At 70.6% G+C, this 15,182-nt stretch carries 12 protein-coding genes and 1 pseudogene; 9 read left to right on the top strand and 4 right to left on the bottom strand.

The genetic code is table 11. The features are described from left to right. The first annotated feature begins 68 nt into the window (after positions 1 to 68). Together EV192_RS48250 and EV192_RS48245 are read left to right on the top strand one after the other, a co-directional pair. A complete protein-coding gene (locus EV192_RS48250; RefSeq protein ID WP_243727551.1) occupies positions 69 to 1,064 on the top strand; it encodes an aldo/keto reductase in 996 nt (331 codons plus the stop codon). Then, positions 1,065 to 1,691, top strand: a complete 627-nt coding sequence (locus EV192_RS48245; RefSeq protein WP_132125516.1) for a TetR/AcrR family transcriptional regulator — start codon at positions 1,065 to 1,067, stop codon at positions 1,689 to 1,691. On the opposite strand, the gene EV192_RS48240 is transcribed toward EV192_RS48245, so the two are convergent. After that, positions 1,647 to 3,326 carry a DUF885 domain-containing protein gene (locus EV192_RS48240; RefSeq protein WP_132125515.1) on the bottom strand — a complete coding sequence of 560 codons (1,680 nt, stop codon included), beginning with the start codon at positions 3,324 to 3,326 and terminating at the stop codon, positions 1,647 to 1,649. The genes EV192_RS48245 and EV192_RS48240 overlap by 45 nt on opposite strands. A gap of 104 nt (positions 3,327 to 3,430) precedes the next feature. Here EV192_RS48240 and EV192_RS48235 point away from each other — a divergent pair, with 104 nt between their 5' ends. Next, positions 3,431 to 4,129, top strand: a complete 699-nt coding sequence (locus tag EV192_RS48235) for an LppM family (lipo)protein (protein ID WP_165960985.1) — start codon at positions 3,431 to 3,433, stop codon at positions 4,127 to 4,129. A 3-nt stretch (positions 4,130 to 4,132) separates the two neighbouring features. Here EV192_RS48235 and EV192_RS48230 read toward each other — a convergent pair whose 3' ends face one another. Continuing rightward, positions 4,133 to 5,020 carry a methylenetetrahydrofolate reductase gene (locus EV192_RS48230; protein ID WP_132125513.1) on the bottom strand — a complete coding sequence of 296 codons (888 nt, stop codon included), beginning with the start codon at positions 5,018 to 5,020 and terminating at the stop codon, positions 4,133 to 4,135. A gap of 47 nt (positions 5,021 to 5,067) precedes the next feature. On the opposite strand from EV192_RS48230, the gene EV192_RS48225 reads away from it, so the two are divergent. The 5 genes and pseudogenes from EV192_RS48225 to EV192_RS48205 all read left to right on the top strand — a co-directional run. After that, on the top strand, positions 5,068 to 6,168 hold the full coding sequence (locus EV192_RS48225) for a polyprenyl synthetase family protein (RefSeq protein ID WP_207926858.1): 1,101 nt from the start codon (positions 5,068 to 5,070) through the stop codon (positions 6,166 to 6,168). After that, the gene (gene crtI, locus EV192_RS48220; protein ID WP_132125564.1) at positions 6,165 to 7,628 is read left to right on the top strand and encodes a phytoene desaturase family protein; all 1,464 of its coding nucleotides are present in this window, start codon (positions 6,165 to 6,167) and stop codon (positions 7,626 to 7,628) included. Before EV192_RS48225 ends, crtI begins: the two co-directional genes overlap by 4 nt. A gap of 73 nt (positions 7,629 to 7,701) precedes the next feature. Continuing rightward, on the top strand, positions 7,702 to 9,084 hold the full coding sequence (locus tag EV192_RS48215; protein ID WP_132125512.1) for a hypothetical protein: 1,383 nt from the start codon (positions 7,702 to 7,704) through the stop codon (positions 9,082 to 9,084). A 45-nt stretch (positions 9,085 to 9,129) separates the two neighbouring features. Beyond that, entirely contained in the window at positions 9,130 to 10,404 is a 1,275-nt protein-coding gene (gene mptB, locus EV192_RS48210) for a polyprenol phosphomannose-dependent alpha 1,6 mannosyltransferase MptB (protein WP_132125511.1), read from the top strand. Further along, positions 10,391 to 11,314, top strand: a pseudogene (locus tag EV192_RS48205) (phytoene/squalene synthase family protein); the annotation flags it as partial. The gene mptB and the pseudogene EV192_RS48205, both read left to right, overlap by 14 nt. On the opposite strand, the gene EV192_RS57240 reads toward EV192_RS48205, so the two are convergent. After that, a complete protein-coding gene (locus EV192_RS57240) occupies positions 11,278 to 11,646 on the bottom strand; it encodes an Rv2175c family DNA-binding protein (RefSeq protein ID WP_165960984.1) in 369 nt (122 codons plus the stop codon). The pseudogene EV192_RS48205 and the gene EV192_RS57240 overlap by 37 nt on opposite strands. Before the next feature lie 86 nt (positions 11,647 to 11,732). On the opposite strand from EV192_RS57240, the gene pknB reads away from it, so the two are divergent. Continuing rightward, positions 11,733 to 13,748 (top strand): Stk1 family PASTA domain-containing Ser/Thr kinase, encoded by a 2,016-nt coding sequence (gene pknB, locus EV192_RS48200; RefSeq protein WP_341770997.1) that lies wholly within the window; start codon positions 11,733 to 11,735, stop codon positions 13,746 to 13,748. 39 nt (positions 13,749 to 13,787) lie between these two features. Here pknB and EV192_RS48195 read toward each other — a convergent pair whose 3' ends face one another. Beyond that, positions 13,788 to 15,176, bottom strand: a complete 1,389-nt coding sequence (locus EV192_RS48195; RefSeq protein ID WP_132125509.1) for a class II 3-deoxy-7-phosphoheptulonate synthase — start codon at positions 15,174 to 15,176, stop codon at positions 13,788 to 13,790. Positions 15,177 to 15,182: the final 6 nt, after the last annotated feature.

The raw sequence follows: 15,182 nt of genomic DNA, 5'->3' as shown, positions 1-15,182 counted from the left end.
AGTATTGAAATCTGTCATCGCGATGTGCATACTTGAGAGACCAGCTAACGACAACGGAGGAACCACCAGTGCAAGATCGTGAACTCGGTACGAACGGCCCGCAGGTTTCCGCGCTCGGACTGGGCGCGATGGGCATGTCGGACCTGTACGGCCCGTCCGACGAGACCGAGAGCATCGCCACTGTCCACGCCGCGCTCGACGCCGGCGTCACCCTGATCGACACCGGCGACTTCTACGGCATGGGCCACAACGAGTTGCTGATCGGTCGGGCGCTCAAGGACCGCGTCCGCGACCAGGTCGCCATCAGCGTCAAGTTCGGCGCCCAGCGCTCCCCCGGCGGCGCGTGGCTCGGCTACGACGCCAGCCCGAACGCCGTGCAGACCGCGCTGGCGTACACCCTGCGCCGGCTGGGCACCGACTACATCGACGTCTACCGGCCGGCGCGCCTGGACCCGACCGTGCCGATCGAGGACACCGTCGGCGCGATCGCGGAGATGGTCAAGGCCGGCTACGTGCGGCACATCGGCCTGTCCGAGGTGGGCGCGGAGACCATCCGCCGGGCGCACGCCGTACACCCCATCGCCGACCTGCAGATCGAGTACTCGCTCCTCTCCCGCGGCCCGGAGCGCGCGATCATCCCGACCCTGCGTGAGCTGGGCATCGGCATGACGGCCTACGGGGTGCTGTCCCGCGGCCTGCTGTCCGGGCACTGGTCGAAGGACCGGGACGTGGTGGCCGGCGACTTCCGTGGCCTCAGCCCCCGCTTCCAGGGTGAGAATCTCGACCACAATCTGCGACTCGTCGAAGCTTTGCGAGAAATAGCCGAGTCCAAGGCGGTTTCCGTCGCCCAGATCGCCATCGCGTGGGTACTGTCGCGCGGTAGGGACATCGTGCCCCTCGTCGGTGCCCGCCGGCGGGAGCGGCTCAGCGAGGCGATCGGAGCGCTTGACGTGGAACTGTCACCCGCCGACCTCGACCGGATCGAGGACGCGGTGCCGGCCGACGCGGCCGCCGGTGACCGCTACGCCGGCGCCCAGATGCAGACGCTCGACAGCGAGCGCTAGATGGCCGATGTCCTGACCAGCGAACAGATCCTCGAGGCGGCGCAGGACGTGCTGCGCCGCTACGGGCCGGCCAAAGCGACCGTGGTGGACGTCGCACGGGCCCTGGGGGTCAGCCACGGCAGCGTGTACCGGCACTTCCCAAGCAAGGCCGCGTTACGTGAAGCCGTGACGCGTCGCTGGCTGGACCGGGCGCACGCACCGGTGACGCAGGCCGCCAAGGTCCCCGGCCCGGCGTCGACGCGGTTGCGGCACTGGCTGTCGACGCTGTTCGACGCCAAACGGCACAAGGCGTTGGACGACCCTGAGTTGTTCGCGACGTACTCGGTGCTGGTCGGGGAGACCAGCGGGGTGGTCGCCGAGCACGTCGCGCACTTGGTGGCGGAGATCGCCGGCATCCTGCGGGACGGGATCGCGGCCGGCGAGTTCGCCGGCACCGACGTCGACCTGACCGCGCGGGCGGTGTTCGACGCCACCGGGCGGTTCCACGATCCCGCGTACTCGGCCGACTGGTCGGGACCCGGGATCGACGACGCGTTCGAGGCCGTCTGCACGCTCGTGCTCAACGGCCTCGCCGCACAGGAGTCACACGTCCCGCAGGCTGGCGCCGAGGTTGTCCAGCCCCATTGAGCCGAGGCGCAGCGCGCGCATGTGGAAGTCCTTGAGGTCAAAGGCTTCCCCGTGCCTGCGCCGGGCCTCGTCGCGCAGCTGCAGCCAGAGCCGCTCGCCGAGCTTGTACGACGGCGCCTGGCCGGGCCAGCCGAGATAGCGGTCGATCTCGTCGCGCACGTGGGCGGGGTCGGTGATGGTGCGGGTCAGCATGAACTCCAGCCCCAGCTCCGGGGTCCAGCGTTCGCCGTCGTGGAATCCGCTGCCCGCCGGGATCTCCAGCTCCAGGTGCATGCCGATGTCGATGATCACGCGGGCGGCGCGGAACAGATGCGCGTCGAGCATGCCCATCAGGTCGCCGTCGTCGGTCAGGTAGCCGAGGTCCTGCATCAGGCGTTCGGCGTACAGCGCCCAGCCCTCGCCGTGCCCGGACACCCAGCCCAGCAGCCGTTGGTAGGAGTTGAGCGAGTCGGCCTGGAAGACGCCGGTGGCGATCTGCAGGTGATGGCCGGGCACGCCCTCGTGGTACACAGTGGACGTCTCGCGCCAGGTGATGAACTCGGACCGCTCGGCCGGCACGGACCACCACATCGTCCCAGCGCGGGAGAAGTCGTCGCTCGGGCCGGTGTAGTACGCGCCCGTGGTGCCGCCGTCCGGCGCGATCCGGCAGTCCAGCCGCATCAGCTCGGCCGGGATCTCGAAGTGCACGCCCCGCAGCTCCGCCAGTGCCGCGTCGGACAACCGCTGCATCCACCGCTCGTACTCCCGGCGGCCGCTCACCTTGTACCGCGGGTCGGCGTCCAGCGCGGCCGCGGCCTCGGCCAGGGTCGAGCCGCGCTTGATCCGCTCGGCGACCGCGACCATTTCCTTCTCCACCCGGAAGAACTCGGCCCAGCCCCACTCGTAGGCCTCTTGCAGATCCAGCCGGGCGCCGATGTAGTTGCGCGACCACAGCTCGTAGGCCTCCCGGCCGACGGCGTCCTTGGCGGGCGCCTTGCCGGCGATCTCCGCCCGCATGAACTTCGCCATCTCGGCATAGGCCGCCGCGGCCGTGTCCGCGGCCGCCGCCAACTCCGCGAGCGGCGCGCCGGGGACGTCCCGGGCACCTTCGACGAAGGTCGCGAAGAAGGAGTCGCCGGTCGCGCCCGACCAGGTCTCGCACTGTTCGGCGACCTTGAGGATCTGCCGGCGCGCGGACAGCTGGCCACGCGCGGCGGCGTCCAGGATGGAAGCGCGTACACCGGCCAGCCCGCTGGGCATGTTCGCCAGCCGTTTCGCGATCACCGCCCAGTGTTCGGCGGTCTCGGTCGGCATCAGGTCGAACACCTGGCGCAACTCCTGGATGGGGCTGGCGATCACGTTCACCTGTCCCACCGCGAGTCCGGCCCGGTGGATCTCGATGTCGAGGCCGATCCGTTCGAGGAAGTGCGCCTTGGCGGCGCGCTGCGACTCGTCCGCCGGCTCGGTCGCCTCGACGGTCCGCAACGAGCGTTCGGCCAACTCGGACCGCTCCCGGTAGCCGTCCGGGGAGAAGTCGGTGAGTTTCGTCTCATCGGTCGGGATGCCGGCGAAGGTGGCGGCGATGGGATCCAGGGTGGCGAACTCGTCCACGAACCGATTACTCGCCTCGTGCACGTTCGCGGACTCGAACGACATGCCAGCGACGCTACCTTGAAACCGCGCGGCGGCGATGCCTACTTCCTGCGCAAAGTAGTCGATTACCCGTGCGGAAAGCCGACAATCACTGGCAGGATGGGCCGGTGCACAAGGTTTCTCGCAGGTGGGCAGTGGTGCCGCTGATCCTGGCAGTGGCGTTCGCGCTCGCCGGATGCGTGCGTGTGCACGCGGCGATGGCGGTCAGCCCGGACGACCACGTCTCCGGCTCGATCGACATCGCGACCGTCCAGTCGAAACCGGACGACGCCGGGCCGGCCCTGACCGTGCCGCCCGAACTGGCCGACAAGGTCTCCCTGACGCCGTACGCGGCGGACGGCTACGTGGGCAAAACCGTCCACTTCGACGGGTTGGCGTTCGAGCAGGTCCGGCAGCTCGCCGAGGCGATCAGCAACCAGGCCGGCCGGTACAAGATCAACCTTCGGCGGTCCGGCGACATCGTGTCCTTCGCCGGGTCGGTCGACCTCGGGCAGCTGCGCCCGGAAGGCGTGGACGTGCAGGTCAAGATCGCCTTCCCCGGGCCGGTCGGCAAGACCAACGGCACGCCGGACAAGGACAACACCGTGGCCTGGACGGCGAAGGCCGGCGGGGTGACCGAACTCAACGCCACGGCGAACTACAGCACCACGGGCGGCATGTCCTGGATCCGCTGGGTGCTCGTGGTGGGCGCGGGCGCGGTCGGCGCGGCGCTGCTGGTGCTCGTTTTGGCCCTGGTGGCGCACCGCCGCAGCGTTCGCCAGCAGCGGCGGGAGCAGCACCAGGACAACCAGTCGCAGTTCGTTTGACGGCTACGGCGTGCGGGACGCCACCAAACCCAGGCGTCCCAACACTTCCTTGGTCGCCTTCGACCGGTTGAACGTGTAGAAGTGGAGCACGTTCACGCCTTCGGCGATGAGCTGTTCGCACATCTCGGTGACCACGTCGATGCCCGCGGCCCGGAACGACTTGGGGTCGTCCACAAGGGGTTCGAGCCGTTCGGCGACCTTCGGCGGGACCGGCGCGCCGGACAGCTCCAGGGTCTTGCCGAGCATCTTCGGGGTGGTGAGCGGCATCACACCCGGCAGGATCGGGGCGTCGCTGCCGCGGGCCGCCACCCGGTCCCGCAGGCGCAGGAAGTCGGCGGCGTCGTAGCAGAGCTGGCCGACGGCGAAGTCCGCGCCGGCACGGAACTTCCGGACCAGCATGTCCGCGTCGGTGTCCAGGTCGGCGCAGCGCGGGTGGCCATAGGGGAACGCGGCCACGCCCACGCAGAAGTCGCCGAGCTCACGCACGAGCCGGACGAGTTCGTCGGCGTACGACAGGCCTTGCGGGTGCTTGACCCACTCCCCCATCGGGTCGCCCGGCGGGTCGCCCCGCAGCGCGAGCACGTTGTGCACGCCGACCGCGGCGTACCAGCCGATGACGTTGCGCAGCTCGGCGACGGAGTGGTCGACGGCGGTGAGGTGCGCCATGGGGACGAGCGTGGTCTCCCGCGCCACCCGGCCGGTGGTCCGGATCGTCCGGTCCCGGCGGGACCCGCCGGCGCCGTACGTCACCGAGAGGAATGCCGGGTCGAGGCCCTCCAGCTCTCGGATCGCACGCCAGAGCTGCTGCTCGTCGGCATCGTCCCGGGGCGGCATGAACTCCACCGAGAACACGACACGGTCGACGCTGATGCGTTCCAACACGGACGTCATGCCGCAAATCGTATCGGCACCGCCGACCCCGTCGCGTCGTCCAAGTGATGCTGGGCGACGATGGAACCGTGCACCCAGCGCCACGAACACACACCGTCGACGAGTCCGTCCCGGCCCACGTCGAGCAGACCCTGACCGAGTACCTGGCGGCCAAGCAGTCGACCATGGCCAGCCTGACCCCGGAACTGGCGGACGCGCTCGACAGCCTGGTGGAGTTCGTGCTGCGGGGCGGCAAGCGGATCCGGCCCACGTTCGCCTGGTGGGGGTGGCGCGGCGCGGGCGGCGACCCGGACGCCCATGCCGTGTTGCGCGCGGTCAGCGGCCTTGAGCTGATCCAGGCGTGCGCGCTCGTGCACGACGACCTGATGGACGCCTCCGCGGTCCGCCGTGGCCGGCCGACCGTGCACGTGACGTTCGAGGCGTTGCACCGCGAGCGGGGGTGGCTGGGCAGCGCGGACCGGTTCGGGATGGCCGCCGCGATCCTGCTCGGCGACATCGCGCTGGCGTGGGCCGACGACATGTTCTACAGCTCGGGGCTGACCGCGAACCGGCTGGCCGCGGCGAGCGAGCCGTGGCAGGCGATGCGGTCGGAGATGTTGGCCGGCCAGTACCTGGACATCCTCACGCAGGTGGAGGGCGACGAGTCGCCGGAAGCCGCGCTGCGCGTCGCCCGGATGAAGACCGCCGCCTACACCGTGGAACGGCCGCTGCAGATGGGTGCCACGCTGGCCGGTGCCGACCCGGAGCTGGTCGAACAGCTGCGGGAGTTCGGCGCGGACATCGGGGTGGCGTTCCAGCTGCGGGACGACCTGCTCGGCGTCTTCGGCGACACCGAGGTGACCGGCAAGCCCGCCGGCGACGACCTGCGGGAGGGCAAACGGACCTTGCTGGTCGCGCTCGGCCTGCGGCGGGCGACACCGGCGGGCGCGGACGTCCTGCGGTCGTGCCTCGGCCGGGATCTGACCGCAGCGGACGTGCAGCGGGCCCGCGAGGTGCTCGTCGAATCCGGTGCGGTGGCCGAGGTCGAACGCCGGATCGACAGTTTGACGTCGTCCGCGATGCGCGCGCTGGCAGCGGCCGACCTGGCCGAGCCCGCGAGCGACCGGCTCGCCGAGCTGGCGGTGGCCGCGACCCGGAGGACCCGCTGAAGACCATAAGCGGCGCCACAGACCATGTGGTGGTCGTCGGCGCGGGACTGGCCGGGTTGTCGTGCGCGCTGCATCTGCTGGGCGCCGGTCGGCAGGTGACCGTGCTGGAGAGCGCGGACGGTCCGGGTGGGCGTGCCGGCCGGATGCGGATGGGCGACTACACGGTCGATTCAGGCGCGAGCGTGCTCACCATGCCGTCGCTCATCGAGGAGGCGTTGGCGGCGGTCGGCGCGCCCATGATCGACCTGCTGCCGTTGGATCCCGCGTACCGCGCGCATTTCGCCGACGGCAGCACGATCTCGGTGTACTCGGACGCGACCGCGATGGAGGACGAGGTCCGTCGGGTGGCCGGCCCGGTCGAGGCCGCGGGCTACCGGCGGCTGCGGGCGTGGCTGACGCGGCTGTACCAAGTGGAGCGGGACTCGTTCATCGGCGCCAACTTCGACTCGCCGCTGGACCTGGTCGGCTCGGGACTGGGCAGCCTGGTGGCATTGGGCGGGTTCGGCCGGTTGGCGCCGGCCATCGGCAAGTACCTGTCGGACGAGCGGCTGCGACGGCTGTTCTCGTTCCAATCCCTGTACGCGGGTGTGCCGCCGCAGCGCGCGTTGGCGGCCTACGCCGTGATCGCGTATATGGACACGATCGCGGGCGTGTGGTTTCCGCGTGGTGGCGTGGGTTCTGTCGCCGCGGCCATGGCTGACGCCGCTTCCGCCGCTGGGGCAAGGATTTCGTACTCGTGCGGCGCCGCCTGGCTGGAACGCGTGGGCTCCCGCGTCAACGCCGTACGGACCACGACAGGTGAGCGGATCCCTTGCGACGCCGTGGTTCTGACACCCGACCTGCCGGTCAGCCGCCGGCTGTTGGGCATGCCGGCGCGCCGAGCCGTTCCGCTGCACTGGTCGCCGTCGGCGGTCGTGCTGCACGCGGGCGTGAACCGGACGTGGCCGCTGCTGGACCACCACACGCTGTTCTTCGGCGAAGCGTGGGACCGGACGTTCCACGAGATCACCCGGCGCGGCCGCCTGATGAGCGACCCGTCGCTGCTGGTCACCCAGCCGACCGCGGCCGACCCCGGGATGGCGCCGGACGGCCGGTCGATCGTGCAGGTGCTGGCGCCGTGCCCGAACCTGCGCACCGCCCGGATCGACTGGCCCCGGGTCGGGCCGGCCTACCGCGACGAACTGGTGCGCGTGCTCGAGCAGCGGGGCCTGACCGGACTGGGTGACTCGATCGAGGTCTCGGCGCTGGTCACGCCGGCCGACTGGGAGGCGCAGGGCCTGGGTGCCGGGACACCGTTCTCGTTGTCGCACACGTTCCGCCAGACCGGTCCGTTCCGGCCGCGGAACCTGGTGTCCGGCTTGGAAAACGCCGTCCTCGCCGGCTGCGGCACCACCCCCGGCGTGGGCATCCCGCCGGTGGTGATCTCCGGCAAACTGGCCGCTCAGCGGGTCACAGGTTGACCGCGCGGACTTGACGACGCAGGTCGGCCGGGAGACTGTGGGTCCACTGGAATCGGCGGGACCGGGGCGGCGAATGCGGCGGCGATGGGGCACCTTGGGGGTGGTTCTGCTGCTCTGTGCCGGCTGCACCGGGGAAACGTCCGGTGATCCCCCGCGGGTGTCCGTGCCGCGGCCGACCACCGGCGCCGCCCTTGACCAGTCCATTGTGGACCTCAAAGCAGCGGGTGCGGTGCACTACAACGGATCGCTGACCGCGCCGGCCGGTGACAAGGTCACCATGGACATCACCGCGACCAAGGCGGGCGAGTCCAGCGGGTCGCTGACCGTCAACGGCCTGCCGGCGTCGGTCCTGGTCGTCGACCACACCCTGTACCTCAAGGCCGGCTTGGACTTCTGGCTGAAGCTGTCCGGCGTGCCGGACTCGACCGCGCCGACCGTGGCCGACCACTGGGTCAGGGCGCCCGGGGTGCTGCTCGGGGTGGACGTGGAACGGATCTTCGACACCGAGACGCTGCCGACGCTGTTCGGCAAGCCGACCGACGGCGACCGGGCCCCGGACACCGCCCCGAAGGCGCAGATCGCCGGCACCGACGTCATCGACGTGCCGACCGACCTCGGTGAGATCTACCTGGCCGCGAAGCCGCCGCACGGGATCGTCCGGTTCGACCTGACCAAGGCCGGCCAGACCGACCCGACCAGGGTGCACGACCTCGCCTTCACCATCACCGACGCGACCACGGACATGGCCGCGATCTACACCGACCTGGCGGCCCGCTCGACCGAACTGGCCGACGGGTACGACCCGTTCCTGACCGTCAAGCAGGGCGCGTACCACTTCGAGGACTGCGGGGCGAGCAGCTGCGCGATCGTCGTCGACCTGTCCAACGGCGGCCAGCTGCCGGCACGGGTCGCCATCCGGGCGACCTGGACCGGGGAAGGCGCGACGATCGGGTCGTGCGACAGCCGCACCGGGCCGCTCGCCCCCGGCCAGCAAGGCACTGCCAGGTGCACCCTGGCCTCAGCGGAGTGGGCGAAGTTCTACCGGCGCGCCCAGTCCGTGGCCGGTCAGCACCCGTACGGCGCGGAATGGACGGCCATGGCGCTGACCGAGCCGCCGGACCCGGCGAAGCTGCGCGGCCTGGCGGTCTCGGCGGCGACGCCGGTGGCCACGCCGCACGGGGACGAGCATGTGTACGTTGTACACGGCAAGGCGGGCACGAACGACCCGCAGATCTGGAAGTACGCCGTGGCCAGCGGGCCGTCGTGGCGCCAGACCGCCGAGGGCCAGCTGACGTACTGCCTCACCGACACCCGGTACGAGTGCGCGGTCGACGAGGTCGCCGCCACCGGCGACCCGGCCGCGGCCCAGGCCCTGGCCCGCCAGCTGATCGACGCCTATCGCGGCCGCACCGGCACGTGCCCGCCCGGCCAGTGGGTCGGCTGCGCCCACCCGTAACCCGCTTCGCCGAGGGGCGGCGGCGAACTGCGAGGATGACGCACGATGTCAGCGATCGCAGCGCCCGTGTCCACCCGTTACGGCTTCGTCCTCGGCCGTGGTCTCGTCGGGTCCGCGCTGATCGCCACCGCCATGTTCCTGTCCGGCAACCGGATCGTGTTCTACCTCGGTGTGGCCCTGATCGTCTGGGGCTGGCTGGGGCTGCGGTCGGCCACCCGCAAGCAGTTGCTGGTCGCCATCGGCGTGTGGGCGGTGCCGCTCGTGGTGTGCCCGCCGGTGCTCAGCCAGGACCTGTACATCTACGTGGCGCAGGGCGCGATCGCGCACGCCGGGCTCGACCCGTACACCGTCGGCCCGTCCGGGTTGGCCGGCCCGCTCACCGCGAAGGTCAGTGGGATCTGGATCGACACGCCGTCGCCGTACGGACCGTTGTTCATCCTGCTGATGAAGAGCGTTGTCGCGGTGACGGGCGAGCACGTGGTCATCGCGGCGCTCGTGACGAAAGTCCTGATGGCGAGCGGTCTCGTGCTGCTGTGCGCCACGCTGCCCGGCTTGGAGCGGCACCTCGGCGGGTCGAACGCCTTGTGGCTGGGCGCGGCCAACCCGTTGGTGCTCGTGCACCTCGTCGGCGGACCGCACAACGACCTGATCATGGTCGCGTTGCTCGCCGCGGGGACGTTGCTGGTGCTGGACGGAAAGCACGTGCCGGGGATCGTCGCGGTGGCGTTCGCGGTGGCGATCAAGGTGACCGCGGCGATCGCGTTGCCGTTCCTGGTGTGGATATGGGTCGCGCACTTACGTCGACGCGGCTTCGTCACCGCCGCTGGGGTCGGCACTGTGCTCGTGGTGGGCGTGTTCGCGGCGTGCACGCTGGCCGCCGGGGTGGACCTGGGGTGGCTCAAGGCGCTGGGCGGCAACTCGCTGCTGACGCACTGGCTGTCGCTGCCCACCGGGATCGGCCAGCTGTTCGGCGTGATTCCGGCCGCGCGGATCGTCGGGTGGACGATGCTGGCGGGCATCGTCGGGTGGCTGTGGTGGTGGTCCCGGGAAGGCGGCGGGAAAGCCGTCGCGGGGGCCGCCTGGGCGTTGCTCGCGACCGTCCTGCTGTCCGCCGTGACCATGCCTTGGTACTTCACGTGGCCGCTGGTGCTGGCCGCCGGATTCCGGTTCCGGCCCGCGATCGTCGTGGGTGCTTCGGTGTGGCTCGTGCTCATCAACTATCCGCTCGGCGACACCGGGCTGTACAACTGGTGGTACGTGCTGCTGACCGCGTTGGCGGCGGTCGGCGTCGGATATGGGGTGCACCGTGAGCACGCGTGAGTTGGACGCCGCTGGGATCACCGACCCGGACCTGCGGGCGGCGTACACCGCCAGCCGGCAGATCAACGCCAGCCACGGCCGGACGTACTTCCTGGCCACGCGCCTGCTGCCGATCGCGGACCGACCAGCGGTGCACGCCCTCTACGGCTTCGCGCGCCTGACCGACGACATCGTCGACGGCACGCTGCCGAAGTCGCAGCAGGCCGCTGAGCTGTTCACTCTGGAACGAACCATGTGGAGCGACGGCCACCCGGTGCTGCGCGCGCTCCGCGACACAGTCGCGCGCTACGGCATCGACCAGGCCCTGTTCGCCGACTTCCTGGCGTCCATGCGGATGGACCTGCACGTCACCGAGTACGCCACATTCGAGGACCTGGCCACGTACATGCACGGCTCTGCCGGTGTGATCGGCCTGCAGATGCTGCCGGTCCTCGGCACGGCCGGGCCGCGCGCGGAAGCCGAGCCGTACGCCGCCGCGCTGGGCGAGGCGTTCCAGCTCACGAACTTCCTCCGGGACGTCGGCGAGGATCTCGACCGCGGCCGGATCTACCTGCCGATGGCCGAACTCAACGCGTTCGGGGTCGACCGGGCCAGGCTGCGCTGGGCGCACCGCACCGGCAAACCCGACCCGAACGTCCGCAAAGCCCTGGCGCACCTCGTCGCGCACACATACGCGGTCTACCGGCGCGCGGAACCGGGGATCGCGCTGCTGCGGCCCGAGTCACGGCCGTGCGTCAGCACCGCGGCGACCCTGTACCGCGGGATTCTGGACCGCATCGTCGACGCGGACTACTCGGTGCTCAACAGGCGCGCGGTGGTTCCCACCGGGCAGCGGCTGTGGGTCGCGCTGCCCGGCGTCACCCGTGCGGCCGGTCAGAACGCCAAGGCCTGGGCCCGGCGTTTGACCTCCCGGCCGCGGTCACCGCGCAACGCCTCGATCGGGGTACCCGGCAGCGAGTCGTCCGAGGTGAACAGCCACCGCAGGATCTCGCTCGGCGAGTAACCCGAGTCGACGAGCACCGTGATGGTGCCGGTCAGGCCCTTGACCACCTCGTTCTCGTCGGTCAGGAACATGGCCGGGACCAGCAGCTCGCCCTTCCTGCGCACGGCGAGCAGCTGACCGTCCCGAAGGGCCTGCTGCACCCGGCTCACCGACCGGTCCAACCGGTCGGCGACGTCGCGCAAGGTCAACACCTCCACCGCTGGGTCGAGCACATCGTCAGCAATGGGAATCGCACTCACAACTGAACACGATGCCACACGTCACACGTATGACAAATGAGGCAGGGCGGCCACACCGGCGGCGACGAAAACCGTACGATCCCATCGTGGCGGAGAAGGGCGGGCTTCAGATGGCGACGTTGCTTGAGCAGCGTTACCGGGTAGACGCGCCGCTTGCCCGTGGCGGCATGTCGGCCGTCTACCGAGGCATGGACATGCGGCTGGAACGGCCGGTGGCCATCAAGGTGATGGACCAGCGGTTCGCCGAAGATCGCTCGTTCGTGGACAGGTTCGAGCGGGAGGCCAGGGCGGCGGCCAGCCTCCATCACCCGAACGTGATCGCCGTGCACGACCAGGGCCTGGACGGGGACCACGTGTTCCTGGTGATGGAACTGGTCGACGGCGGCACCCTGCGCGACCTGCTGACCGAACGCGGCCGGCTGACCGTGCCGCTGGCGTTGAGCGTGCTCGAGCCGGTGCTGTCGGCGCTCGCCGCCGCGCACAAGGCCGGGCTGGTGCACCGGGACGTCAAGCCGGAGAACGTGCTGATCGGCCGGCAGGGCACGGTCAAGGTCGGCGACTTCGGCCTGGTCAAGGCCATGGCCAGCGCGGGAACCACCAGCAACAGCGTCATCCTGGGCACGGTCGCGTACCTGTCGCCCGAGCAGGTCACCACGGGCGCCACGACCGCGAGCGGCGACGTGTACTCGGCGGGCATCCTGCTGTTCGAGATGCTCACAGGAGTTCCCCCATACACCGGCGACACCGCGCTGTCGGTCGCTTGGCGGCACGTGAACGACGACGTGCCCCCGCCGAGCCGGCTCGTGCCGGGCATCCCGCCGGCCGTCGACGAACTGGTGTTACGGGCGACCAGACGGGACCCGGCGATGCGGCCGCAGGACGCGGCCGCCTTCCTGCACGAGCTGGAGCAGGTCCGGGCCGCGACCGGCAGCCCTGTGGTCGCCGTCCCGTCGTCCGGGCACGGCGAGCAGACGATGCCGGCCACCCCGCAGGACTTCCCCACCGTGCAGGTCAGGCCGCTGACCGCGCGCAACCCGGTGACGGTCGGCGGGCCCGGACCGAAAGGCACCAGGGCGATGCTGCGGTCCGACCTGGACGGCATGGCGCGTCCGCTGGTCCAGCGCGACCCGCCACCGTCGTCGCCGCCCACCACCCTGCCCCCGCAGTCCCGCCGGAAACGCCGTTTCCCGGTGCCGATCTGGGCGATCGTCGTCGTGTTCATCGGCGGCCTGGTCGCGGTCGGGTTCTTCATGTTCGGCGGCGAGAAGCTGATCGCGGTCCCGACCGTGATCGGCAAGGACAACGGCACCGCGGTGCAGGCTGTCCAAGATCTCGGCCTGCAGCCGAACGTGCAGAAGCAGCGCAGTGACACCGTGTCGAAGAACAAGGTGATCGGCAGCCAACCGGCCGCGGGCAGCCAGGTCAAGAAGGGCTCCACGGTCACCCTGACCGTGTCCGACGGCCCGCCGACCGTGCCGAACATCGCGCCCGGCGCCACCAAGGACACGGCCACGCAGGCGATCAAGGAGCAGGGCCTGGTCCCGATCGACGGCGACGGCCAGTACGACGACCGGGTCGCCGCGGGCACCGTGCTCCAGCTGACGCCGAGCCCCGGCACCCAGCTCCAGAGCGGCGGCAAGGTCGAGATCGTCCTCAGCAAGGGGCCCGCGCCGCTGCAGCCGCTGCCGGACGTCCGTGGCAAGACCGTGGACGACGCCAAGCGGACGCTGAACGGGGCCGGCTACGCCAACATCGTCGTGCAGACCACGTTCGACCCGCAGACCGACGGCGGGAAGGTGATCTCCACCGACCCGACCGCCGGCAACACGCCGCAGGACAAGAAGGTCACCCTGCTGGTGTCGAACGCGGTCAACGTGCCCCAACTGGTGGGGATGCGCATCGGTGACGCCCGTGAGCTGCTCAAGGGCCTGGGCCTGCAGCTCAAGGTCGGCGGGTTCGACTTCCCCGGCGGTGGCGGAGGCGGCGGTGGTGGCCGCGGCCGGGACCGGGACGACCGGCAGATCGTCTTCCAGGACCCGGGTGCGGGCAACCGCGTCTCCAAGGGCACGACCATCCAGGTCGTCCCCGGCTTCGGCTTCTGACCCTCGTGGGTGGCACCGGCCACCCACGAGCGGCCAAGGTCAGGAGCGGAGCATCTCGGCGACCAGGAACGCCAGCTCCAGCGACTGCTGGGTGTTCAGGCGCGGGTCGCAGGCGGTCTCGTACCGGCCGTGCAGGTCCATGTCGGAGATGTCCTGGGCGCCGCCGAGGCACTCGGTGACGTCCTCGCCGGTCAGCTCGACGTGGATGCCGCCGGGGTGCGTGCCCAGCCGGCGGTGCACCTCGAAGAAGCCCTGCACCTCGTCGACGATCCGGTCGAAGTGGCGGGTCTTGTAGCCGGTGGACGACTCGTGCGTGTTGCCGTGCATCGGGTCGCACTGCCAGATCACCTTGTGGCCGGACGCCTCGACCTTCTCCACGATGCCCGGCAGCACGTCCCGGACCTTGTGGTTGCCCATCCGGCTGATCAGGGTCAGCCGGCCCGGCTTGTTGTGCGGGTCGAGCCGTTCCACGTACTCCACGGCCAGCTCCGGCGTGGTGCCCGGACCGATCTTCAGCCCGATCGGGTTGGCCAGCAGCTCGGCGAACGCCAGGTGGGCGCCGTCCTGCTGGCGGGTGCGCTCGCCGATCCACAGGAAGTGCGACGACAGGTCGTACAGCTTCGGCTGGTCACCCGATTGGTCCAGGCGCAGCAGCGACCGCTCGTAGTCCAGCAGCAGCGCCTCATGGCTGGCGAAGATCTCGGTGTGCTCCAGGGTGTAGTCATGCACACCACAGGCCGCCATGAACCGCAGGCCGCGGTCGATCTCGCCGGCCAACGCCTCGTACCGCTCCCCCGCGGGCGAGGTCCGGACGAAGTCCTTGTTCCAGTCGTGCACCTTGGCCAGGCCGGCCATGCCCGCGCCGGTCAACGCCCGGAGCAGGTTCATCGCCGCGCCCGCGTTGGCGTAGGCGCGGATCATCCTGGTCGGGTCCGGGACGCGCGCCTCGGGCTCGGCGACCAGCGAGTTGATGATGTCGCCGCGGTACACCGGCAGGCCGAGCGAGTCGGTGGCGTTGGACCTGGGCTTGGCGTACTGGCCGGCGATCCGGCCGACCTTCACCACGGGCAGGCTCGCGCCGTACGTGAGCACCACGGCCATCTGCAGCAGGGTGCGGATGTTGCCGCGGATGTGCGGCTCGGTGTTGTCGGCGAAGGTCTCGGCGCAGTCGCCGCCCTGGAGCAGGAACGCCTGCCCGTTGGCGACCTCGCCCAGTCGCTCGTGCAGGCGGTCGATCTCCGCGGGCACGGTGACCGGCGGCACACTCTCCAGGAGCGCACGCACCTTGCGCACGGCTTCCTGGTCTGGCCACTCGGGCTGTTGCGCGGCGGGGCGGGCCAACGCCTCGTCGAGGGCCTTGCGCAAGTCAGGCGGCAACGGGGGCAGTTCGGGAAGCGTGTCCACGGGCACGTCCACGGTCCAGTTCACACAGCT

Source organism: Actinocrispum wychmicini (assembly GCF_004345645.1).
In the GTDB taxonomy this organism is placed as follows: domain Bacteria; phylum Actinomycetota; class Actinomycetes; order Mycobacteriales; family Pseudonocardiaceae; genus Kibdelosporangium; species Kibdelosporangium wychmicini.
Note: the sequence above shows the minus strand (reverse complement) of the source record. Positions and strands in the feature narration are given on the sequence as shown.